This window comes from Methylomonas sp. PHL2-19 (assembly GCF_059331595.1).
Genome location: NZ_CP196839.1, coordinates 3411856 through 3431981, shown reverse-complemented (window position 1 = coordinate 3431981; position 20126 = coordinate 3411856). Strand labels below are relative to the sequence as shown.

The following is a 20126-nucleotide window of genomic DNA, read 5'->3' as shown; positions in this document are numbered from 1 at the left end:
GCTGAAAACACTACTTTAGTCTTTTTATCCGCCTGATTCGGCCGTAGATTTTTTGCAAAAAACGGTTAGCAGCGGGGATCACGACCCTAAGAATTGCCTTGGCGGCGCGTTTTAATGTCGTCATGCAAGCAGTTGTCGCCGCGTCTGTCGCCTGTTTCAGGTTGATTTCTCGATCCGCGACCCAGCCATGTCGGTGTAACCAGTGTAATAAGCCGCTCAAAAACAGGCATGTCGGCGTCAATCCCACAAAAAACCACAGCAAGCGGCCGCTTTCGCCTAAGGCCTCGCCGGTATGGAGCGGCCAAAGCCAGGTGGTAAATGTTTGTCCGGCTGAGAATTGGCTGGGGTTTTGCACATCGCGAATTTGTCCGCTCCAGCGGTCCACCCAAACGGTCGTGAACGGGTGGTGTTGATTGATCTCGTTAAGTTGCCGCAAATTGATCCGATACGTCCCCAGCTCGCCAACCGGTGTGGTAATTCGCCGGACTTCCGAGCTGGGAAACGGTCCGCGGGCCACGAGGATTGCTTCTGATAGACTGGTCGGCCTGTCATTGGGTATGGCGCTGCTGCGCACATTGGGGCCGGCGTCACCATGTCCCATGCCGGACGCAGCGGTCAGGTTCTCCAGCAGGCTAGGGTAGGCCAGATGAAAACCAGTGAAGGCCAGCAACATTAAAAAGCCGGAACTGGCGACACCCAGTAGTCGGTGCAAATCAAATACTAGCCGCATCAAGCCGCCATCGTGGCGCAGCGAAAAGGCGCGCAATACCTTGTGCCAGCCCGGCCACCACAGGTACAAACCGCTGATTACCGACAACATTAATAAGCCGCCTAAAACCGCCAACGCATTTCGGCCAAAGCCGTCCAATTGCAGTTGGGTATGTAAATCCAACAGCCAGGTCGTCAGGGTTTGGCCCCATAATCGGCTGTCGACAACCTGGCCGGTGTAAGGATTAACCGAGACCATCAACGGCGCATAAAAGGCGTCTACGCTTTCCTTGGGCTTTTCAAACCAGGCGGTGATCATGCCGTCCGGTGCTCGCGGCATTTCCAAGGTCCAGGCACCGTGGCGATCAGGATGGGCAGCACGCACCGCCGCGACGATTTTGTCCAGCGATAAAGCCGTTGATTGTGGGGTATCGACGCGCAATTGCGGATTGAGCAAGCTATCCAATTCTTCCCGGTAAATACTTAAACTGCCGGTCAAGCCGATCAGCGCGAAGATGAGTCCCAAACTCAGTGCCAGATAAACATGGCACAAGCGCCACCATTTGCGGGCATTCAGGATAAAGCGAGGGCGGACAATCAGCGGGTAATGGGTTTCTTGCATGGGGTAAACAGTCGGAGATTTAACGACAGCCCGCCTGTTGGGCGGCGTAGGCGTTATCAATTTAAAAAACAGCATTTGCCAGGCACGGCAACCGGCTATTTTGCAGGATTAATGCAACAACAACCAGCCCATGGCAGCCGTTGCGCCGCAGACAAGTTTAAAAAATCGGCTAGACTGCGTGAAATACGCAGGGCGGCGGAGTTTGATTGGTAGAGATATGAGGCGTTTTATACAGGATAAATGTAGGTCGGAGAGGCGATGAATCTGAGCAGTTTGCTATTTCTGGCCGGAATTGTTGCTGTCCAACAGTTCAGCCGCTTGCCTAGTCTGTTCGAGTTTATCGGTTTGGTGGTTAGCGGCTTGTTGTTGATTTATCGGCACCATTGGCGATTTTTCGCGCTGCTGGCTGGGGTGCTGTGGGCGAGTCTATTGGGTAGCTGGCGGCTGTCCCAACAACTCCCCGATACCTATCAAAACCAGGAAGTGAAAATTCAAGGCTATATCGCCAGTCTGCCGCAACAACAAGGGCAGCGCACCAATTTTGATTTTATTGTCACGGCGCCCTCCGGCAACTTTCCGGATAAAATTCGCCTGAGCTGGTATTACCCAAAGCTCAACTTGGCTGCGGGGCAGGGCTGGGAGTTTCGGGTAAAGTTGCGCAGGCCGCACGGCCGCCTCAACCCCGGCGGCTTTGACTTCGAAGCGTGGTTATTTGCCAACCATATCGGTGCGGCAGGTTATGTGCGCGACAAACCGCCGCCGCAAATCGTGAGCTTATCGCCGAGTATCGGTCAATATTTTGCTCGGTGTCGGCAAGCAATTGCTGACCGACTGGATGCTGCTTTGCCCGGCAGCGGTCAGTTGGGCGTCCTAAAAGCATTGACCATCGGCAGCCAAAACGCAATCACCCAAGAGCAATGGCGCGTGTTTAGACTCACCGGTGTGGTGCATTTAATCGTGATTTCCGGTTCGCATATTAGTCTGATTGCCGGCCTGATTTACCTTTGGAGCAGACGGCTGTGGGCTTGGACCGGGATATTAAGCATTTCGCCGCAACGGGCCGCCGCATTGTGCGCTTGGCTGGCTGCGCTGTTTTACGCCGGTTTGGCGGGCTATTCGGTGCCCACTCTACGTGCGGTGGTGATGCTCAGCGTGGCGTTGGCAGCAATCGCTTGGCAGCGTAACACCGCGCCGATGCGAGTTTTATTGCTGGCGTTGCTGGCTGTCTTGCTGTTCGATCCGTTGGCCGTGCTATCGGTCGGCTTTTGGCTGTCATTCGTGGCGGTGGCATTATTGATTTACGTGTCGGCGGGCCGATTGGGCAGACCTTCGTATTGGCGCGAAGCCGGCGCCGCGCAATTGGCCACGGCCGTGGGCTTGTCGCCCTTATTGGTCGTGTTTTTTCAGCAGGTATCGTTGATATCGCCTGTCGCCAATTGGTTGGCGGTGCCGGTTATCGGTATATTGATCGTGCCGCCAGCTTTGTTGGCGGTAGTGTTACTGTTTATCTGGCCGGCGTTCGGGGCGCTGTTGCTGCAAGTTCTGGATTATGTGTTGCAAGGCTTGTGGTGGGTGCTTTCGCATATGGCCGAACTACCATTAGCCAGCATCTATTGCCTCCCTCCGCCGTGGTATGCGATTGGCTTGGCGGCCATCGGCGTGCTCCTGCTGTTAGCGCCAAGGGGCTTTCCATGCCGGTATTTAAGTCCGTTACTGTTTTTGCCGTTAATATTGGTTGATGTTGAAAAACCGAAACCCGGTGAAGCTTGGTTGACTGTTTTGGACGTGGGCCAAGGATTAGCAGCCGTGGTGCAAACTGCGGAACATACTCTGGTGTTTGATACCGGCGCACGTTATTCGGAATATTCCGACATGGGCGATTCAGTGGTCCTGCCGTTTTTACGCGAGCAGGGTATCTCTCGGGTCGATAGTTTGGTGATTAGTCATGGCGATAACGATCACAGTGGCGGCGCGGAGTCAATATTTGCCGAATTGCCGGTCGACAAGGCTGTTAGCAGCGTGCCTGAATGGGCCGCACGCGAACACGGCGAGTATTGCCGGGCCGGACAAACCTGGCGTTGGGATGAAGTTACTTTTATGATGCTGTCCCCACCGGAAAGTGGATTCAACGGTGATAACGATAACTCCTGCGTATTACAAGTAAGCTCCGCACAGCAGGTTTTTTTGCTGACCGGCGACATCGAACAAACAGCCGAAAACTGGTTGGTGCGCGAATACGCTGACAAACTTGCCAGCGACGTATTGTTGGCACCGCACCATGGCAGCAAAACTTCATCAAGCCTGGCTTTGCTTGAAAAAGTTAATCCCACGCTTATTTTGATTCCCGCCGGTTATCAAAACCGTTTTGGTTTTCCGCATCGCCAGGTTATCGAACGCTATAGCCAGCTTGGCATGGCTTGGTTGAATACGGCCGAACAGGGCGCTATTTCGGTGCGTAGTGGGCCCGAAACAATTAAGCCGAAAGCCGAGCGAGCCAAGCGGCAACGCTATTGGCGAACACCTGCGCCGAATCGGCAGAGTATTGATGTCAGATAAATTTTGCCGTGTCGGCGTTTCTGCCTATACTCTGAGGATCAAAATATGGAGCATTGCAGTGGAGAATGAAAACCGTAGCAGAATACGTTTTAACCCGGAAGGACTCGTGGCGCACATCATTATCGAACCGCCTCCGCCCGGCGGCGAGATCATCATTGACGGCCAAGTCGTCGATATGAGTTACAGCGGCATAAAAATTCGCTTGAAAGAACCTCTGGGTCAAGCTGTGGACGAAGCGGAATTGCGGATTTCCATCATACTACCGGAGTCGCGGGTGGCGATGTCTATACACGGTAACATCAAGCATATCCGCGAAGATCGCGAATGCGGTTTGCAATATAGTCCGAGCAAGCACAGCGAGGACGAATTCGACGATCTGATGTTCGAATGCGTTAAGCTGGCACCGCAGCGTAAAGATTAATCGAGACCCCTATGAGCAGATTGATACGGTGTGTGCGGTCATTCTGGGGTCACCTCAATGGCGATGCCGCTTATGAGCGTTATTTGCTGCATTGGCAAGCGCATCACGCCGGGCAGTTTCCGCCGTTAAGTCGAAAAGGATTTTTTGCGGCTGAAACGCAGCGGAAATGGAATGGCATCAAGCGGTGTTGCTGAATTTAATTGTTGCTTGAGTTGCTGGTGCTAAAAAGTATTCCAACCGCAGTTCACTATTCCATTCAAATAGTCCAGTCTTAGAAAGCCGGTGCAATTCGGTGAACTTGTGTACGGCGCAAGTTTGGCATTGCAAGCCGCAAGGCAATAAAAAAGGCTTAGGTTTTCCAACCTAAGCCTTTGTAGTCCATTCCGAGGGGACGATTATTCGGCTTGGTCTTTGTTTTTGCCGCGTCTTGATGGTGAGCCGACCCGCTTTTTACTTTTGTCTTTTTTCACCAAAGCCGGGTCGAATTTGGAAATATCCAAAGGTTTACCGACTACCCGGACTTTTTTCAGGGCCTGGAACAAGTCTTTGGGCATGCCGGCGGGTAGCTCTACGGTGCTGTAGTGCTCCTCGATTTTGATGCGGGCGATATGATCGCCGTCTATACCGGTTTCGTTGGCGATAGCCCCGACGATATTGCCCGGTTTCACGCCGTCGGCATGGCCTACTTCGATGCGGAAGGTTTCCATTTCTACCGCGCCGACGCGACCTTTTTCCCTTCTTGGGCCGCGGTCGTTACGATCATTGCGGTCGGAACGGCCTTTTTCATCGGCGTCTTTACGCGGTTTTCTGCTGGGTTCTTTCATCAGCAAAGGTGTATCGCCTTGCAATAACTTGGCTAACGCCGCTGCAATGTCAAGTGCCGGGACATTATGCTCAACCTGATATTGGTTGATTAATTGGTTGTAAAAGCTGAGTTCCTCGCCGGCTAGCGTATCGGTAATCCGCTGTTTGAAACGGTTGATGCGGGCGTTGTTGATAAAGTCGGTGGAAGGCAATTGCATTTCTTCGACTTTTTGTTTGGTGGCTTGCTCGATATTGGCCAGCAGGCGTTTTTCGCGCGGCGAGACAAACAAAATCGCGTCGCCGGTACGGCCGGCACGACCGGTACGGCCGATACGATGGATATAAGATTCGGTGTCGTAAGGGATGTCATAGTTGACGACATGGGTAATACGATCAACGTCCAGACCGCGGGCGGCAACGTCTGTGGCAATCAGAATATCCAGTTTGCCGCTTTTCAGATTATCAATAGCCCGCTCACGTAAGGCTTGCGACATGTCGCCGTTGATCGCCGATGCCGAAAAACCACGTGCTTCCAGTTTTTCCGCGACTTCGATGGTAGCGGTTTTGGTTCTGACGAAAATAATCATGCCGTCGAAATTTTCCGCTTCCAGAATACGGGTCAGCGCATCCATTTTGTGCACACCGCTGACAAACCAGTAGCGTTGGCGAATATTGGCGGCAGTGGCGGTTTTAACCTTGATGGTGACTTGTTCGGGGTTGTTCAGGTATTTCTGCGCAATTTTGCGAATTTCGGTCGGCATGGTGGCCGAGAACAGCGCGGTTTGGCGCGTCGATGGGGTTTGTTCCAGAATCCATTCCACGTCATCGATAAAGCCCATCCGTAACATTTCGTCGGCTTCGTCCAGGACCAGCGTAGAAAGCTGATCCAGTTTTAGCGTGCCGCGACGCATGTGGTCCATGACCCGTCCCGGTGTACCCACCACGACATGCGCACCGCGATTCAATTGGCGTAGCTGGCTGGTGTAATCCTGGCCGCCGTAGATTGGCAAGACGTGAAAGCCTTTGATGTGCGCGGCATAACTTTGGAAAGCCTCGGCAACCTGTATCGCCAATTCGCGCGTAGGGGCTAGTACCAAAGCTTGCGGGTCTTTTTGATTGAGATTAATACGCGACAAAATCGGCAAGGCGAATGCAGCGGTTTTACCCGTACCGGTTTGGGCTTGGCCCAACACGTCGCGACCTGCCATGACGAACGGAATAATCTGTGCTTGAATCGGAGAAGGCGTTTCGTAACCGACACTTTCCAGCGCTTTTAAAATGGTGTCTGAAAGCGATAAATCTTTAAAGGAAGGCGTGGCGGAGGAAGGGGCGTCGGACATTAATAATACCTGTAGAAAAAAAGAGAGTTGCCGGCCATGAGCTAGCTATGCCCGGCATTGTATCGCAACTTAGTCTGATATTGCTTAACTTATTGATAATTACCGTAAAAATCCTGGCTTGTTCAGTTTGCTTTTCTGGACGAGTAATTTAAGCAGATAAAGATGAAAAATTGCGCACCGAAAATCAGATTAGCCATCAACAAATGTACCGGTTGAGCGACGGCGGGAAATCCCAGTCTGTCCAAGCTGACTCCAGCCAAAATGGCGGTAACGATCAATCCCACTAGAAGATAAGCAGTGCGCAACAGCAGGCTCTGTTTGTCGGCTTGTTGATAAATTTTCCAAGCCAGCCACAGGTTGGTGAACAAAATGACCGATGAAAAAGAGCGGTGAATATAAAAAATGATCGGAAAACTATCGTGCCAATATTGCCTGTCGATATAGCTGTGCTCATGAGCAATGTAATCGACCGCTTCCCTGACTTGGGTGCCCATTGCCACTTGCAGCAAGGTCATTGCCATGGCGATTTTTAAAACCAACGCAAATCGCGGCGTTAGCCAATGGCTGTCGATGGCTTGCAGTAGGGGTTTTTGCGATCTGGCAATCGCGTAGATGAGTAGCGCGACGATAAATAAGGCCAACAACATGTGCAGCGTTATCATCAAGGGCTTTAAGTTACTCGCTACCACGGCCGAACCCAGCCACCCCTGAAATCCGACCAGCAAGAATACCGATAACGCTAAGTAAAAGATGGCTTTGTCGGCTTTCAGATAAACCCGCGACGTCCAGGCGGTGAGAAAAATCAGAAAACCAATCGTCACGCCGACCAGGCGATTGGTGTATTCGGTCCAGGTTTTTACCGGATTGAAGGCGGTGTTTTCATAACCGCGTGCCGCATAAATTTCGTGATAATTAGCCGGCAATTGCGACTCGTGGGTCGGTGGCACCCATTGCCCGAAGCAGGTCGGCCAATCCGGGCAGCCCATGCCGGCTCCTGAGGCGCGGACGATGCCGCCAACCAGAATTACGAAATACACAGCAAAGATGGTCAGTGTGCCTAAGCGGCGAAAACGGGCGGCGTCTTGGGCGTCTATCATGTGCTTTCAATTCTCAAAGGAACATTGAATGGGCGAGTTCGATCTCTTCAGAGACCCCTTCAATTTCCAGAATTTCGGTATCAGGCTGTATGCCCAGTTTCACAAAAGCGGGTACGGTGTTCCAGTCGACGCGGCAGGCTGGATGGTCGGTGCCGGCGATGCTTTGCAAAAATGCGACTTGCACTAAATCGACGTAATCGGCCTTGGCTCCGGAGTTGCGCTGAAAATCCACATATTCGGACGGCACCAGTTTCAGTTCTTCCGGGAAATTCCAGGTGTTCATGATCAGTTTGCCAACATGCGGGTGGGCTTTTTCCAATAACTTATCCAAACGGGATGGGCTGTCTCTAAACTCCGGAATTTTTTCAACCAGCGTCAGTATCGGTAATTTACCGATTTGATGGATGAGCCCAGCCAGCATCGCTTCGTCGGCGTTTAAATGCGGCACAAAAGCGGCCAACGCCCGACTGATCGCCGAGACGTTCACACCTTGCTCCCAGGTGCTGCGAAAATAGCCTTCCAGTAGCGCCGTGGTGGGCGTGAACATTTGCTGCATGATCAAGCTGGTAATCAGCGTGCGAATAGTGTTGTTACCGAGCCGGGTTACGGCCATTTGAATATTTTTGATTTCCATGGTGCCGCGATACAGAGGGCTGTTGGCCACTTGTATCAAACGGGCGGAAATGGCGGCGTCGGTTGCGATGATCTCGGCCAGGCTTTGCGCGGTGGCATCGCCTTTACTCACAGCATCGCGGACTTTGATGGCTACATCCGGTAAGGTAGGCAGGATTAATCGGTTGGCGTCCAGTTCCGCTTGCACATGGACTAAAAAGTCTTGAACAGATTTGAATTGCATGGATTGAATTTCCGCTATTGATCCGAAATTATCGCGATTGGCGTCCGATAGTCGTCATCAAGTATAAGGTTTTTTGGCAGTCCATCAACTATTTGCAAGACCACCAGCGCCCGGTTTATTTCGGACCAGACCGCGTTAGCCAATACGCACCCCATGCTTTGCTGAGAAATACCGTCTAACACCTTGCAGCCATTAACCACGCCGCTGGCTGAGGGCTGACACTCGGCGATAAACAGCGCGCGTTTAACTTTGCCCAGATAGTGGCTGCGAGCCACGATTTCTTGGCCTGTGTAGCAGCCTTTACTAAAACTGATGCCGCCAAGTTGGTCAATACCCAACATCTGCGGTATGTGCTGTTCCGATTGGTTAATATCGAACCAGGGTAGGGCAGTGGAGATGTCTTGATAACGCCACTCGTCCAGGCAGCCGGATTCGAAATCGTATCGGCTACTGAGTAATCCGGCAAATTCATCGATCTGATCAGGTGTACCCAGTGTCAAATAACGCGGGGCGCCAGGTAGTTTAATGGTCGTTAACGGTATTTGCCCTACAGCGAAATTGCCTGTTGGAGCGTCTATCTCAGGCGCAAAACCCGATATGCCCAAAATATGCATGTTTCCAGTTTGATCCTGCAATGTTACATCGGCACGCAATACGTACATCCGCAATTTTTTTAACACCGTGTCGAGCAAATCCGCAGGCAATATCAGGTAAAAAGACGCTGGCGATTTAACTACCAACAGTGTACTGATGACTCGGCCCTTGGCGTTACAGAATCCGGCTATACTGGCTTGCGATGCCGATAAATCATTAATATTGCACGTCAGCTGGCCTTGTAACAGTTTTGCGGCATCCTGACCGCTGACTTCTATAAGGCTAAGACCGGTGGACGCGAAAATTTTTTTGGATAAAGCAAGTGCATTGGGTTCGCTAAAAGCGTTTGTGTGATTTGTGCGGTCTTCAAGCATGGCGGCAACGTTTGTAGGAATACATGAACATAATTTAGCAGGGTAGTTTACCTTAGCTCGAAAAAGGTGCAGCGATTGTGTCGAAAAATCTTGAACAGAGCATGAATTTTAAAGTGGAGCGCTCGAAGGCGCTGAGATTCGTTGTTAGCGCTATTCACAGCGCGGCGCTGGCGGCATGTTGGCTAAACGCGCTACCTTCGCCATACAAATATTTGCTGACGATGCTGGTATTACTAAGCTGGCGAAACAATATGGCATTCGGCAAAATTGATGTTACTTATCTGCGCTATACTCCTCAGTATGGATGGTCGCTGCTTGGAACGGGCGACCACTACAGTTCTATCGAGATTCAAGCGTCAACTGTGGTAAGTGGATTACTGATCGCACTGCATTGGGTGCACGATGAAGGGAGGTGTCAATCGATGATAATTCCAAAAGATGCAATGAGTAACGACGATTACCGCAAACTCTCGGTTTGTTTAATTATTTCAGGTTATGGTCATGGTTGATGAATGCCGGTGTGAAGCAAACAATTGAACTGCAAATCGGTTCGCTGAAAAACTTGCCGGTTTTGCCCGAGGCGAGTCTGCGAATTCTGGATGTCATCAATACGCCGGACATACCCATAGAAAAGTTGGCGGATGCCTTATCGTTATCGCCTGGTTTAGTTGCTAGATTGCTTGGATTAGCAAATTCGGCCTATTTCGCCCGTGGCAGAAATGTCTCAGATATTCGCACCGCTATTTTTCAGGTCTTGGGTCTGGATTTGGTGAAGGCTTTGGCACAGGCAATTATTTTTAATGTCCAATTTGATACGCGCAAATGCCAAGGTTTCGACGCCGAGTATTTTTGGATACGCTCATTAACCACCGCGGTATCCGCGCAAAAACTGGCGATCGAAATTCCGCAATTGCGAGCATTTACGCCATCGACAATTTATTCCGGTGGATTACTTCTTAATATCGGCATATTGGTGCTCGGCTATTTGCAGCCGGAAGAGCTGCATGAAGTGTTTGTCGAATGCAAAAAAACGGGTTTGCCTGTAAGTCAGGGAATTTCTCGACAAATGGGCCAGAGCCATTATCAAATCGGTCATTTTTTATTGCGTAAATGGCATTTGCCGGTTTTGTACCAAGTGCTATTAGACAATTATGAAAATAAGGACTTTGAAGGGATAGAACTGCCCTTGCTGATTTTATTGAGGGTTTGTGAACGCTTAAGTGTAACCGTGATTTCAGGGGAGTCGATTAATCTGCAAGAGTTTGAATCGGAATGCCGGCAGATTAAGTGTCCATTGTGTAACATACAAGAGCTTGCTGAACAACTGGCAGAAAATCAGCCCGCTATGCAAAAACTTGCCGCCATCATGGGGAATTGATGAACCAGCCTAGCGCAAACAGTCAAGATGTGAAACTGGCAGGTTTCGGCGTGCAGGATTTGCTGATAGATCTTGTCAATGCGCTGTCTGCAGTGAAACAGTTATCCGAAATCGATTGTCAAGTCGATGATGAAAAAACCCTTATCAGACAAGCTTTGGCAAGCCTTATCCAATATCAAGATATGGAGCGGTGCTCTTTTTTTATCGTGGATAGCGAAGGCTTATTAAGCAATGTTGCCGGCATTAGTGCGGGCGAGCTTGGCGCTCCTGAAGTAAATATGGATAGCTCTTTGCGCTTTAGAGTAGGGGAAGGCTTGATTGGCGCTGCCGCGGCCACCGGTGTTTTGCAGCATTGTCAAAATTGCCACGAAGATAAGCGATTCGAAAAAACCGGAAACTCGAAGCAATCGCCCGGTTCAATTATCAGTGTGCCGGTATTTACTTTCAATCGCACCCTGATTGGCGTTTTAAACGTATCGCATCCGCAAGCCTATTATTTCAACGATTGGCATATCCGTTTGTTGGAAGTTTATAAAAACATTCTTGGTCAGTTGATTACCACTAGGCGCCTGGTTCAGCATATGGAACAGCAAATTGCTTCCAGGACGGCCGAGTTGGAGAGTTTGGTTGCCGAAACCAATCAACTTAAAGATCATTTTGCCAGTATGTCCATGCATGACCAGTTAACAGGCTTGCATAATCGGCGGTTTTTTTATGACCAAGTCGAAGTCGTTATCGCTCACCATAAGCGCTACAAAACCGGTTTTTGTTTGCTGGTGATGGACATCGATCATTTCAAAGTCATTAATGATCGCTTCGGACATTTGTTCGGCGATCAAGTGCTGACCGGTGTAGCTAAAGCGTTAAAGCGGCAAGTGCGTAATACCGATATTCTGGTACGTTTTGGTGGCGAAGAGTTTGTAGCAATTTTTACTAATACCCGCTGCGATAGCGGTAAAACATTTGCGGAGCGCATTCGTCAGGAAATCAAAACCCTGGAATGGTCTATCAATCAAGAGGTGGTTAATTTGACCCTGAGTATTGGCATATATTGCTTGAATAGCGATTTAATTCAATCCGAACAAGCCCCAGACATTGATCAAATGATTAATTACGCCGATGCTGCGTTGTATCAAGCTAAAGCCAGCGGCCGAGATAAGACGATAGTATTCGGCGAAGCCTGCTCGGATCAGTTGTAAGAGTATTTGGGATGGTTCTTCGGGATATTCATAACCTTAAGTTGTGACTAAAAATATTTGAATTTCTCACTCAGCACGACATCAGGAGTGTCTGTCAGTCCGCTAGTTGATTTTTAGGTAATTACGTATTCTTGGTATTAATCCGGCCCTATTTATTAACGGTTATTCCGTCCGGGCTGAGCTGGTCGAAGCCCAAGCTGGTGTGACTGTCAACGGGCTCAGTGCCCTCAAGTACATTTTGGCGAACGGCATTTAAGGGCAGGGTCAATAATACAAATACCAGCGTCCTGTTCCCCAGTACCAATTGTAGCGATAGCCGGAATACCAGTTGTTATAAAAAATCTGTTGCCATCGTCTCCGCCATTGGTAATCGGCTTGCTCCGATTGGCGCGCTTTTACTGCTTCTTTAAGTAAGCTGCTTGCTTCTTTGTCGCCTTTGTTGGCGGTAATAGACAACCATTTTTCAGCCTCGCCCGGATCGGATCCCATTTCACCAAGACCAGTCAAATAAACCCTACCCAGTGCTTTTTGAGCATCGAAGTTGCCTTTCTCGGCGGCTTCGCGCATCCATTTGATCGACTTGTAGGTATCTTGACGAACGCCGTCCGCTCTAAAGAAACGTAGCGCCAAATCGTAAGCGGCGCGCGGATCGTTTGCGGCCAGTTCTTCAAGTGCTTTGATTTTGGCGCTGTCTTCGGCGGACATCGCCGGCTCCGGTTGAAAAGAGGCATAGTCTTTCGGGCGGTCCGCGCATCCATTTTCGTCGCAAATTCTAATGGTGTCCGACTTAACTTGTTTTTCTTGATGTGTACAGGCGACAAGGCCAAACGCTACGAATAAAACAAATAGCGTTGACAAAAAAGGCTTTTTTGAATGCATGAGTATTTCCTTTTTCTTTTTATAAGTTTTGGTCTATTATCGCTCGAATTTTTTAGTTTGCTAGGCACCATTAACTGAATGGCAATTTTTTGGAGTTTTTTGGATGAGCGTTAAATCAATTCGAGATTTATCATTACTGGTCTCTGTTTTTGCTTTTGCCGGCTGCGCGCAACAGCCTGGCTTGCAGACAGGTGGTAGTTCAAATTTAGTTTCTGGTTCTGCCGGCGGCGCGACCAGCGTCAACGCCAATAAGTCGTTGGAACGTTGTGCAAGCCCATTGGGTACCTTGGCGGTCAGCGACGGGCGTTTTTCGGGTGCATCAGGGGTTACCACGGTTGATCCGTTAATCCGCTTGGCGGTACAGCAATCCAATTGTTTTATTATTACCGGCATTGGCAATATGAGCACCAGTGCCATGCTGGATAGAATCACCGATCAACAAAGAAACTCCGGAGAATACCGCTCAGGTTCAAAACAACACAAAGGCCAACGTGTTGCGGCTGACTATCTACTCGATCCGCAGATTATCGTCGCTAACGAATCGACAGGCGGACAACAGGGCTCTATCGGTGCCGGATTAATCGGTGCCGGATTAGGCGCTGCCGGATTGGGCGGTCTAGGCGCCATTGCCGGCGCAGTTTCGCATGCCGTGGAAACTCGAACCACCGATGTGGCGCTTACCCTGACCGATATTCGTTCAACGGTGCAAATTGCCATTTCCCAAGGCAGTGCCACCGCAAATAACATGAGTACCTCGGGCGGCGGCGCATTCGGTGGATGGGGAGGGCTTTTTGCCGGCGCGGCGGGCGGCAGCATAGGTATGTACAGCAGAACTCCGGAAGGCATAGCGACTGCGGCAGCCTTTTTTGACGCTTATAACAATATGGTCCAGTCGCTCAGAAACTATAAGGCGCAAGAAGTGCAAGGCGGTGGCGGCAGCGGTCAAGGCGGCGTTTTGCAAGTCAAATAACCAAACGATAGCGCATCGCTCGCAAGCGATGCGCTACTTCTCGCATCGGCACGGCCGTATTCTTAAATTCTCTGTATAATCGCGCCCGCACTCTTCCGGTTCATCCGGCTCCCGTTAAACTATCCTTCTGTATAAAATTCATGGCACTACACTGCGGAATCGTTGGGCTGCCCAACGTCGGTAAATCAACTTTGTTCAACGCGCTTACTAAAGCGACTATCGCCGCCGAAAATTATCCTTTCTGCACTATCGATCCTAACGTCGGCGTCGTCCCGGTTCCTGATCCGCGCATGGATAAACTCGCGGAAATCGTCAAACCGGAACGGGTGTTGCCCACCACGATTGAGTTTGTCGATATAGCCGGCCTGGTGGCGGGTGCCTCGAAAGGCGAAGGTCTGGGCAACCAATTTCTGGGGAATATTCGCGAGACCGATGCCATTGTCCATGTTGTGCGCTGTTTTGAAGACGACAATGTGATTCATGTTGCCGGCAAGGTCGATCCGATTAACGATATCGAAGTCATCAATACCGAATTGGCTCTGGCCGACATGTCTTCCGTCGAGAGAGCGCTGCAAAAAGCCGCAAAAGCGTCAAAGTCTGGCAATAAGGACGAACTGGCGAGAAAAGACGTTCTGGAACGGGTGCTGGATCACCTCAATGCCGGAGAAGCCGTGCGTACTCTAGGCTTGACCGAGGACGAGGCTAAACTTATCAAGGAATTATGTCTGATCACCATCAAACCGACTCTATATGTTGCCAACGTCCAAGATGATGGATTCGACAATAACCCGATGTTGGATAAGGTCAAGGCTTTTGCCGAGAAGGAAGGTTCCAAAGTGGTTGCCGTCTGCGCCGCGATAGAAGCGGAGATCGTGCAGTTGGATGAAGACGAAAAGAAAGAATTTCTCGAAGATTTGGGCTTGGAAGAGCCGGGCTTGAACAGGGTGGTGCGTGCCGGCTACGAGCTCTTGAATCTCTCGACGTATTTCACTGCTGGCGTCAAGGAAGTCAGGGCTTGGACAATTCCGGTCAATGCGACCGCGCCGCAGGCGGCGGGCGTAATCCATTCCGATTTCGAAAAAGGTTTCATCCGCGCCGAAGTTGTCTCGTATGCGGATTTCATCGCATATAGCGGCGAACAAGGTGCCAAAGATGCCGGTAAATGGCGGTTGGAAGGCAAAGAGTATAAAGTCCAGGATGGGGATGTGATGCACTTTCGTTTCAATGTTTGACAATAGAAAAGACGCGCCCTATAATGCGCGTCTTTTCAAAGCTGTTCCCAGTGGCGATATAGCTCAATCCGGTTAGAGCGCGGGATTCATAACCCCGAGGTTCCAGGTTCGATCCCCGGTATCGCCACCATTTAAATCAAGGACTTGCGTTAATTCGCTAGTCCTTTTTTTATGCCTGCGAGATATTGAGTACCGGTTGGTATAAAAACGACAGTACTCAGCAGCACACTAAACTGCTCTGCCGGTTAATCCTACTTCACAATTAGCAACCGTATTGACGGTTGGTCACGCTCTTCAAAAAGCTGTGTTAACTGCAGAGTAATTCACTAGCATGTAGTCCTGGTGCTGGACTGAATTTGGCTCCGAGGCCTTGGGTAAGCGCACATCGACGGGTGCGATAAACGCGCGACAAGACTTGCCTTAAAGTGCTCGCCGAGTTTGGAAATAAATTTTCCCTGCTACAGCATACGTATGAGAATGCCAAAATCATTTTTTTACACCCAGTTTGCCTTGCTGATAGCACGCGACCTTTGTATTAGCCAGTTGTGTCGCCATTTCCAAGCAAAAGCCGTTTCAGACATCTTGAGCGATGGATAAATCGTCAAGTTTGCTTGAACAAATAGGCAAATTTGCCGAGTACCTGCTCAGACAGGGCGCTGCAATGCCGATAAAACCCGCCGGACAAATGCTTAGTTATCCCGGTTTAATGCCAAGCGCTCGGCGAGGCGGCGCAACTGCTCACTGTTGAGCGCTATATCAAACTGCTCGTCCAGCAAGTCATTTAATTGCGCCTGACTGTCAATTGAATGGCTAATTTTCTCATCCGCGCGGCATCTTGAAAACTGGGTATTGAACAATTGTACCCAGCCTTCGGCGGTATTCCGGCAAATCAATAAATTTTGCGACAGCAGCGATTGGTCCCAGATTGTGCATACCAGGTTGGCCGCGTCCAGGTCGCAGCGTTGCACTTTTGAGCGGTCGAAACTATACAAGGCAAACCACTCGCCGTCCTGTAGCCGTTCGAGCACCGTTTCTCCGGATTCCGCCTCCTGGCGCAACCGAAACCGGTTGTGGTCCTGATTTTGCGTCTGCTCGGTATTCAGGCGCAACGGTCGATAGTGGCTAGGCCCGCCGAAGCCGGCATCCACCAGCCACGATTCGCCTTCAGCCTCTACGATAAACGCCAAATGCAGGCGCGGTCCGCCCTCGTTACGGCCCATTCGCACTCTGGCCATAATCGGCTGATACGCAAATCCCAAGGCATCCAGCGCCTGTCCAAACAACCCGTTCAATTCGAAACAATAGCCGCCGCGTCGATTGGCGACGATTTTTTCCATCAACGCCGCCGTTTCCAACTCGGGCAGTAAGCCCAATAGCGGATTGATGTTTTCGAACGGAATAGCGCCGAGTTGCGCCTGTTGCAATTGGCTGAGCCCGGCGAGGGTCGGCTCCGGTTTGGCTATGCCGATGCGGTTTAGGTAAGCGTTAAAATCAAAACTCATGGGGTAATCTTGTAGAGTAAAAAAAGCGATTAAAAGGAAGAGAATCGTGCGCCGGCAATCCAGCAGGTGGCAACGATAACAAATTCTTGCAATCGGTTTCAAACCGCCAGCTCGACGATTCGCGCCTCGATTGCGGTATCCCTGATGACAAGTTCGGCAACGGCTATCGGCAATTTGAACCGGCGTGGACCGGCGCTGCCGGGGTTGAGACACAGCACGCCATCGCGTTCTTGAATCGAGGGTTTATGCGAATGGCCGGAGATGACGACGCGAATCCCGGCCGCGACTGGATCAATGCGCATCTCGGTCAAATCGTGAATCACGTAAAGGCAGGCTTGCTCAACTGTCACACTGGCGCTAAGCGGCAGTTCCTCAGCCCAAGCACCTTTATCGTTGTTACCACGTACCGCCGTGACTGGTGCCAACTCGTTCAGCCGCTGCAACACCTCCTGTTTGCCGATGTCGCCGGCGTGGATAATCCGCGCGCAACCCTGCAACGCCGCCAGCGCCTCGGGGCGGAGCAAGCCGTGGGTGTCTGAGATGATTCCGATGCGCTGAGTAGTTGGGGGTTCGGTTTCGGTAGCCATTTTGGTGCTAGTTTACGCCGAATTTGGGGCGATTAAATTAAAGTAAAAGCCGATACAGGAATCGTTGCGACCAAAGCTTAATCAAGCCAATGCAGGCTATGAAGACTGTCAATGGTCCCCATAGCCTTTGCATAATCGAAAAATAGTTTTTCGAGCCGTTGTCGATTTGGAAGCTTCTCAAACGATTATGTGCCGAAAGCCTTCTTGTCTTCATAAACCAACTTGGGAGAAAACCATGAAATACATTTGCTTCGGCTACCTGGACGTCGAAAACTGGACTAGTAAGCCGGAAACCGAACAACTAGCCATGATCGATGCCTGCTTTATCTACGATGCAGTCCTGAAGAAAAACGGCAATTGGGTAAGCGGGGAAGGGCTGCAAGGCCCCAACACCGCGGTCACCCTGCGTTACCGAAACGGCGAGGTTTTCCGCACCGACGGCCCTTACGCCGAAACCAAAGAACTGTTGGGCGGACTATTGATTTTGGACGCGACGGATATTAATCACGCCATTCAATTGATATCCAACCACCCCGGAATCAAGATGGGGCCTTGGGAAGTTCGCCCCGCCGAGGATTTATCGGCCATGATTGCCGAAAGCGAGAAGCGGCGGTTGGTAGCGAGTTTGGATTCAAATCGACAGGCTGGTGGATCGGAATACTAGAATTTGGTAAAACCTAGTTTTTATTCTCTGCAACTGTCGACACAGAAAATGGATATTCAACGCGGTTTAACCATCAGCAAGCCCGTTTCAATCTGGAATAAGCCACTAAAAATTGAACCGAAAAAGTTTTTCCTCGGATTAGCGAAATCCCTAGCCAAGGGTGTACAAGGAGAATTGGAAGATGCGACGGAGACCTTAGCCGATGCTCTGACTGATTTGAAATCTGATGACAAAGCCGGTCAACTTGCGTGGCTGTTGATCTACCGAGCATTCACGGCGGCTCTAGTGGAATTGCTAGATGACAGTCAGGATTTGTTTAACCAGAATTCTATTGACGATTCAACGCTAGAAAACCTGTCGGGTATTCTTGCCGATCATCTCGATGGTTTAACCGTCAGCATAGACTCTGAGTTTTTCCACAAGCCGCAACAATTGCCATTACTGACTGAATTCGGTAAATCCATGCAGCAATGGCTAGCAGGTTTGAGTTTGCCGGAAATTCAAGCTCAAGCGCTGGTTCAGCGCTTACCCGACAAATTTGTATTAGCGCTACACAGCGAATGGTTGAAAGATTCGGAACGATACGTATCAATCACCGCAGCAATCGATTCGCCTTTTACCAAGGCAGCTCAACAGCAACGCCAATAGCTGCATTACAGCGCTTGGTTGCGCGAACAAGTTAATCAGCGCATGTTTGCTGAGGCTTTCAGCCTGCAAAGTGTTTATGTGCCGTTGCGCGCTTACTATGAAGAATCACCCAAAGAAATCAAACACCGCGCTCTTGACCATGAAAAGTCTGAAACTACCCGTCACGTGGTTGATTTACAGACCGAGTTAACTCAGTGGGTACAGCATTTTAACGCTGATGATGCGGTGCGGTTGATTAGTGGCGGCCCGGGTTGCGGAAAATCGTCGTTCTGTAAAATGTTCGCCACCCATGTGGCCGAGCACATTGGGATTAAAGTTCTGTTTATATCGTTACACTTGTTTGATCTATCTGCGGATTTGATTGATGCAGTGGGGCGCTTTGTCAATCAAAATCGCTATTTGGTTGGCAACCCTTTAGATGCCAAAGAGGGAGAGAGTCGATTATTGGTGATTTTCGATGGTTTGGATGAGCTGTCGATGCAAGGTAAGGCGGCGGCGCAAGTGGCGCTGGAATTTGTCGACGAAGTGTTACGTAAACTCGATCACTTCGCTGCGCAGAAATTGCAACGGCAAATATTGATTAGTGGTCGCGATTTGGCAGTGCAAGCTAACGCCAATAAACTCCGCCAGCCCAAACAAATATGGCACGTTCTGCCGTACTTTGTTCCGGAAAAACAGCTAGAGCAGTATCAAGACGTGCAACATTTGCTGAATGAAGATCAGCGTCAGATTTGGTGGAAAAAATATGGTCTAGTCAGCGGTAAAAACTATCAGTGTATGCCGGAGAATTTGTCCGGGGATAATCTCACGGAAATAACCTGCTGGCCTCTACTAAATTATTTAGTAGCCTTGAGCTACCAGCGCCAGCAATTGGAATTTGATTCAGACACCAGTTTAAATCTGGTTTATCAAGACTTATTACAAGCTGTATATGAGCGTCAGTATGAAGGCAATAATCGCCGACACCAAGGCACCGGTAATCTCAGTTTTGCTAACTTTTGTCGAATCTTGGAAGAAATTGCGTTAGCGATTTGGCATGAAGACGGTAGAACTACTACGGTCGAGAACATCCAAACAAGATGCCAAAAAGGTAGTCTTCATCGCTATTTAGAGGAGTTTCAAGAGGGGGCTGAAAAAGGCGTAACTCGCCTGTTAACGGCATTTTATTTTCGGCAAAGTGGTGAAATTAAAGGCGATAAAACCTTCGAGTTTACGCACAAAAGCTTTGGTGAATATTTGACTGCTTGCCGCATCGTCAGAATGCTGGATAGGGTTTGCAAACAAATACTACTTCACGATGAAGATCCTGATGAAGGCTGGGATGAGCGCCAGGCATTAGTGCATTGGGTTGAGATTTGCGGGCCGACTGGAATTAATTTTTACCTGGATTCGTTTATTTCAGATCAGGTTGCATTAGCACCTTTAGACCAAATTCAACAATGGCAAGTGATGTTGATTCGGTTATTAAAATCGGTGTTTTCTCATGGCATGCCGATGGAAAAGATGGGGTTGTGCAATTTTCAGGAAATGCTCAGGCAATCCTGCAATGCCGAGGAAGCATTATTGATATTACATTCCGCGTGTGCAAAAAAAACCTTGGAAGTTATTCTGCTCGATTTGCCGGACGAAGACGCTTTTGGCAATTGGTTGTATTATCTTCGGGGCTGTGGACATTAGGGGCTGTTGCCATTTTGT

General features: G+C 50.0%; 19 protein-coding genes and 1 tRNA gene. 12 read left to right on the top strand and 8 right to left on the bottom strand.

Annotation, left to right across the window (positions count from 1 at the left end):
• Positions 1 to 10: 10 nt before the first annotated feature.
• Complete coding sequence (locus ACR02O_RS15870) at positions 11 to 1330, bottom strand: PepSY-associated TM helix domain-containing protein (protein ID WP_494521991.1); 1320 nt, start codon at positions 1328 to 1330, stop codon at positions 11 to 13.
• Between the two features lie 258 nt (positions 1331 to 1588).
• Here ACR02O_RS15870 and ACR02O_RS15865 point away from each other — a divergent pair, with 258 nt between their 5' ends.
• The 3 genes from ACR02O_RS15865 (at position 1589) to ACR02O_RS15855 (ending at position 4501) form a co-directional block, all read left to right on the top strand.
• Positions 1589 to 3886 (top strand): DNA internalization-related competence protein ComEC/Rec2, encoded by a 2298-nt coding sequence (locus ACR02O_RS15865; RefSeq protein WP_494521990.1) that lies wholly within the window; start codon positions 1589 to 1591, stop codon positions 3884 to 3886.
• Between the two features lie 106 nt (positions 3887 to 3992).
• Complete coding sequence (locus ACR02O_RS15860; protein WP_240348293.1) at positions 3993 to 4307, top strand: PilZ domain-containing protein; 315 nt, start codon at positions 3993 to 3995, stop codon at positions 4305 to 4307.
• An 11-nt stretch (positions 4308 to 4318) separates the two neighbouring features.
• On the top strand, positions 4319 to 4501 hold the full coding sequence (locus tag ACR02O_RS15855) for a YbdD/YjiX family protein (RefSeq protein ID WP_205454142.1): 183 nt from the start codon (positions 4319 to 4321) through the stop codon (positions 4499 to 4501).
• A 201-nt stretch (positions 4502 to 4702) separates the two neighbouring features.
• Here the strand turns inward: ACR02O_RS15855 and ACR02O_RS15850 are convergent, their stop codons facing one another.
• From ACR02O_RS15850 to ygfZ, 4 genes are all read right to left on the bottom strand, one after another.
• Positions 4703 to 6451, bottom strand: a complete 1749-nt coding sequence (locus tag ACR02O_RS15850) for a DEAD/DEAH box helicase (protein WP_494521989.1) — start codon at positions 6449 to 6451, stop codon at positions 4703 to 4705.
• 122 nt (positions 6452 to 6573) lie between these two features.
• Positions 6574 to 7548 (bottom strand): COX15/CtaA family protein, encoded by a 975-nt coding sequence (locus tag ACR02O_RS15845; protein ID WP_494521988.1) that lies wholly within the window; start codon positions 7546 to 7548, stop codon positions 6574 to 6576.
• A gap of 13 nt (positions 7549 to 7561) precedes the next feature.
• Entirely contained in the window at positions 7562 to 8404 is an 843-nt protein-coding gene (locus tag ACR02O_RS15840; protein ID WP_494521987.1) for an HDOD domain-containing protein, read from the bottom strand.
• Between the two features lie 14 nt (positions 8405 to 8418).
• Positions 8419 to 9372, bottom strand: a complete 954-nt coding sequence (gene ygfZ / locus ACR02O_RS15835; protein ID WP_458137719.1) for a CAF17-like 4Fe-4S cluster assembly/insertion protein YgfZ — start codon at positions 9370 to 9372, stop codon at positions 8419 to 8421.
• Positions 9373 to 9473: 101 nt separating this feature from the next.
• On the opposite strand from ygfZ, the gene ACR02O_RS15830 reads away from it, so the two are divergent.
• From ACR02O_RS15830 to ACR02O_RS15820, 3 genes are read left to right on the top strand one after another with little or no spacing between them, the layout of a single operon-like run.
• Positions 9474 to 9881 carry a protein YgfX gene (locus ACR02O_RS15830; RefSeq protein ID WP_445369558.1) on the top strand — a complete coding sequence of 136 codons (408 nt, stop codon included), beginning with the start codon at positions 9474 to 9476 and terminating at the stop codon, positions 9879 to 9881.
• The gene (locus ACR02O_RS15825) at positions 9881 to 10750 is read left to right on the top strand and encodes an HDOD domain-containing protein (protein WP_458137718.1); all 870 of its coding nucleotides are present in this window, start codon (positions 9881 to 9883) and stop codon (positions 10748 to 10750) included. The genes ACR02O_RS15830 and ACR02O_RS15825 overlap by 1 nt, the downstream gene beginning before the upstream one ends.
• Positions 10750 to 11949 (top strand): sensor domain-containing diguanylate cyclase, encoded by a 1200-nt coding sequence (locus ACR02O_RS15820; RefSeq protein WP_445369556.1) that lies wholly within the window; start codon positions 10750 to 10752, stop codon positions 11947 to 11949. The genes ACR02O_RS15825 and ACR02O_RS15820 overlap by 1 nt, the downstream gene beginning before the upstream one ends.
• A gap of 264 nt (positions 11950 to 12213) precedes the next feature.
• Here ACR02O_RS15820 and ACR02O_RS15815 read toward each other — a convergent pair whose 3' ends face one another.
• Positions 12214 to 12654, bottom strand: a complete 441-nt coding sequence (locus tag ACR02O_RS15815; RefSeq protein WP_445369555.1) for a tetratricopeptide repeat protein — start codon at positions 12652 to 12654, stop codon at positions 12214 to 12216.
• 277 nt (positions 12655 to 12931) lie between these two features.
• On the opposite strand from ACR02O_RS15815, the gene ACR02O_RS15810 reads away from it, so the two are divergent.
• The 3 genes from ACR02O_RS15810 (at position 12932) to ACR02O_RS15800 (ending at position 15160) form a co-directional block, all read left to right on the top strand.
• On the top strand, positions 12932 to 13798 hold the full coding sequence (locus ACR02O_RS15810) for a hypothetical protein (protein ID WP_192395307.1): 867 nt from the start codon (positions 12932 to 12934) through the stop codon (positions 13796 to 13798).
• Between the two features lie 140 nt (positions 13799 to 13938).
• On the top strand, positions 13939 to 15030 hold the full coding sequence (ychF, locus tag ACR02O_RS15805; protein WP_171695057.1) for a redox-regulated ATPase YchF: 1092 nt from the start codon (positions 13939 to 13941) through the stop codon (positions 15028 to 15030).
• 52 nt (positions 15031 to 15082) lie between these two features.
• A tRNA-Met gene (locus ACR02O_RS15800) sits at positions 15083 to 15160 on the top strand.
• Between the two features lie 559 nt (positions 15161 to 15719).
• Here the strand turns inward: ACR02O_RS15800 and ACR02O_RS15795 are convergent.
• Together ACR02O_RS15795 and ACR02O_RS15790 are read right to left on the bottom strand one after the other, a co-directional pair.
• Positions 15720 to 16532 (bottom strand): arylamine N-acetyltransferase family protein, encoded by an 813-nt coding sequence (locus ACR02O_RS15795; RefSeq protein ID WP_458137717.1) that lies wholly within the window; start codon positions 16530 to 16532, stop codon positions 15720 to 15722.
• A 98-nt stretch (positions 16533 to 16630) separates the two neighbouring features.
• Positions 16631 to 17119: a metallophosphoesterase family protein gene (locus tag ACR02O_RS15790; protein WP_458137716.1), complete on the bottom strand. Its 489-nt coding sequence runs from the start codon at positions 17117 to 17119 to the stop codon at positions 16631 to 16633.
• A gap of 235 nt (positions 17120 to 17354) precedes the next feature.
• On the opposite strand from ACR02O_RS15790, the gene ACR02O_RS15785 reads away from it, so the two are divergent.
• The 3 genes from ACR02O_RS15785 to ACR02O_RS15775 are packed head-to-tail and all read left to right on the top strand — an operon-like array spanning position 17355 to position 20108.
• A complete protein-coding gene (locus tag ACR02O_RS15785; protein ID WP_458137715.1) occupies positions 17355 to 17783 on the top strand; it encodes a YciI family protein in 429 nt (142 codons plus the stop codon).
• A 48-nt stretch (positions 17784 to 17831) separates the two neighbouring features.
• Positions 17832 to 18431 (top strand): hypothetical protein, encoded by a 600-nt coding sequence (locus ACR02O_RS15780; RefSeq protein WP_458137714.1) that lies wholly within the window; start codon positions 17832 to 17834, stop codon positions 18429 to 18431.
• An 18-nt stretch (positions 18432 to 18449) separates the two neighbouring features.
• Complete coding sequence (locus ACR02O_RS15775) at positions 18450 to 20108, top strand: NACHT domain-containing protein (protein WP_494521986.1); 1659 nt, start codon at positions 18450 to 18452, stop codon at positions 20106 to 20108.
• Positions 20109 to 20126: the final 18 nt, after the last annotated feature.

What these genes read in the sequence shown, in the direction of transcription:
- ACR02O_RS15840 (WP_494521987.1), bottom strand. Translation starts at nt 8,404, where the DNA reads ATGCAATTCAAATCTGTTCAAGACTTTTTAGTCCATGTGCAAGCGGAA.
- ACR02O_RS15785 (WP_458137715.1), top strand. Translation starts at nt 17,355, where the DNA reads ATGAAATACATTTGCTTCGGCTACCTGGACGTCGAAAACTGGACTAGT.
- ychF (WP_171695057.1), top strand. Translation starts at nt 13,939, where the DNA reads ATGGCACTACACTGCGGAATCGTTGGGCTGCCCAACGTCGGTAAATCA.
- ACR02O_RS15825 (WP_458137718.1), top strand. Translation starts at nt 9,881, where the DNA reads ATGAATGCCGGTGTGAAGCAAACAATTGAACTGCAAATCGGTTCGCTG.
- ACR02O_RS15795 (WP_458137717.1), bottom strand. Translation starts at nt 16,532, where the DNA reads ATGAGTTTTGATTTTAACGCTTACCTAAACCGCATCGGCATAGCCAAA.
- ACR02O_RS15865 (WP_494521990.1), top strand. Translation starts at nt 1,589, where the DNA reads ATGAATCTGAGCAGTTTGCTATTTCTGGCCGGAATTGTTGCTGTCCAA.
- ACR02O_RS15810 (WP_192395307.1), top strand. Translation starts at nt 12,932, where the DNA reads ATGAGCGTTAAATCAATTCGAGATTTATCATTACTGGTCTCTGTTTTT.
- ygfZ (WP_458137719.1), bottom strand. Translation starts at nt 9,372, where the DNA reads ATGCTTGAAGACCGCACAAATCACACAAACGCTTTTAGCGAACCCAAT.
- ACR02O_RS15780 (WP_458137714.1), top strand. Translation starts at nt 17,832, where the DNA reads ATGGATATTCAACGCGGTTTAACCATCAGCAAGCCCGTTTCAATCTGG.
- ACR02O_RS15850 (WP_494521989.1), bottom strand. Translation starts at nt 6,451, where the DNA reads ATGTCCGACGCCCCTTCCTCCGCCACGCCTTCCTTTAAAGATTTATCG.
- ACR02O_RS15855 (WP_205454142.1), top strand. Translation starts at nt 4,319, where the DNA reads ATGAGCAGATTGATACGGTGTGTGCGGTCATTCTGGGGTCACCTCAAT.
- ACR02O_RS15845 (WP_494521988.1), bottom strand. Translation starts at nt 7,548, where the DNA reads ATGATAGACGCCCAAGACGCCGCCCGTTTTCGCCGCTTAGGCACACTG.
- ACR02O_RS15815 (WP_445369555.1), bottom strand. Translation starts at nt 12,654, where the DNA reads ATGTCCGCCGAAGACAGCGCCAAAATCAAAGCACTTGAAGAACTGGCC.
- ACR02O_RS15790 (WP_458137716.1), bottom strand. Translation starts at nt 17,119, where the DNA reads ATGGCTACCGAAACCGAACCCCCAACTACTCAGCGCATCGGAATCATC.
- ACR02O_RS15870 (WP_494521991.1), bottom strand. Translation starts at nt 1,330, where the DNA reads ATGCAAGAAACCCATTACCCGCTGATTGTCCGCCCTCGCTTTATCCTG.
- ACR02O_RS15830 (WP_445369558.1), top strand. Translation starts at nt 9,474, where the DNA reads ATGAATTTTAAAGTGGAGCGCTCGAAGGCGCTGAGATTCGTTGTTAGC.
- ACR02O_RS15820 (WP_445369556.1), top strand. Translation starts at nt 10,750, where the DNA reads ATGAACCAGCCTAGCGCAAACAGTCAAGATGTGAAACTGGCAGGTTTC.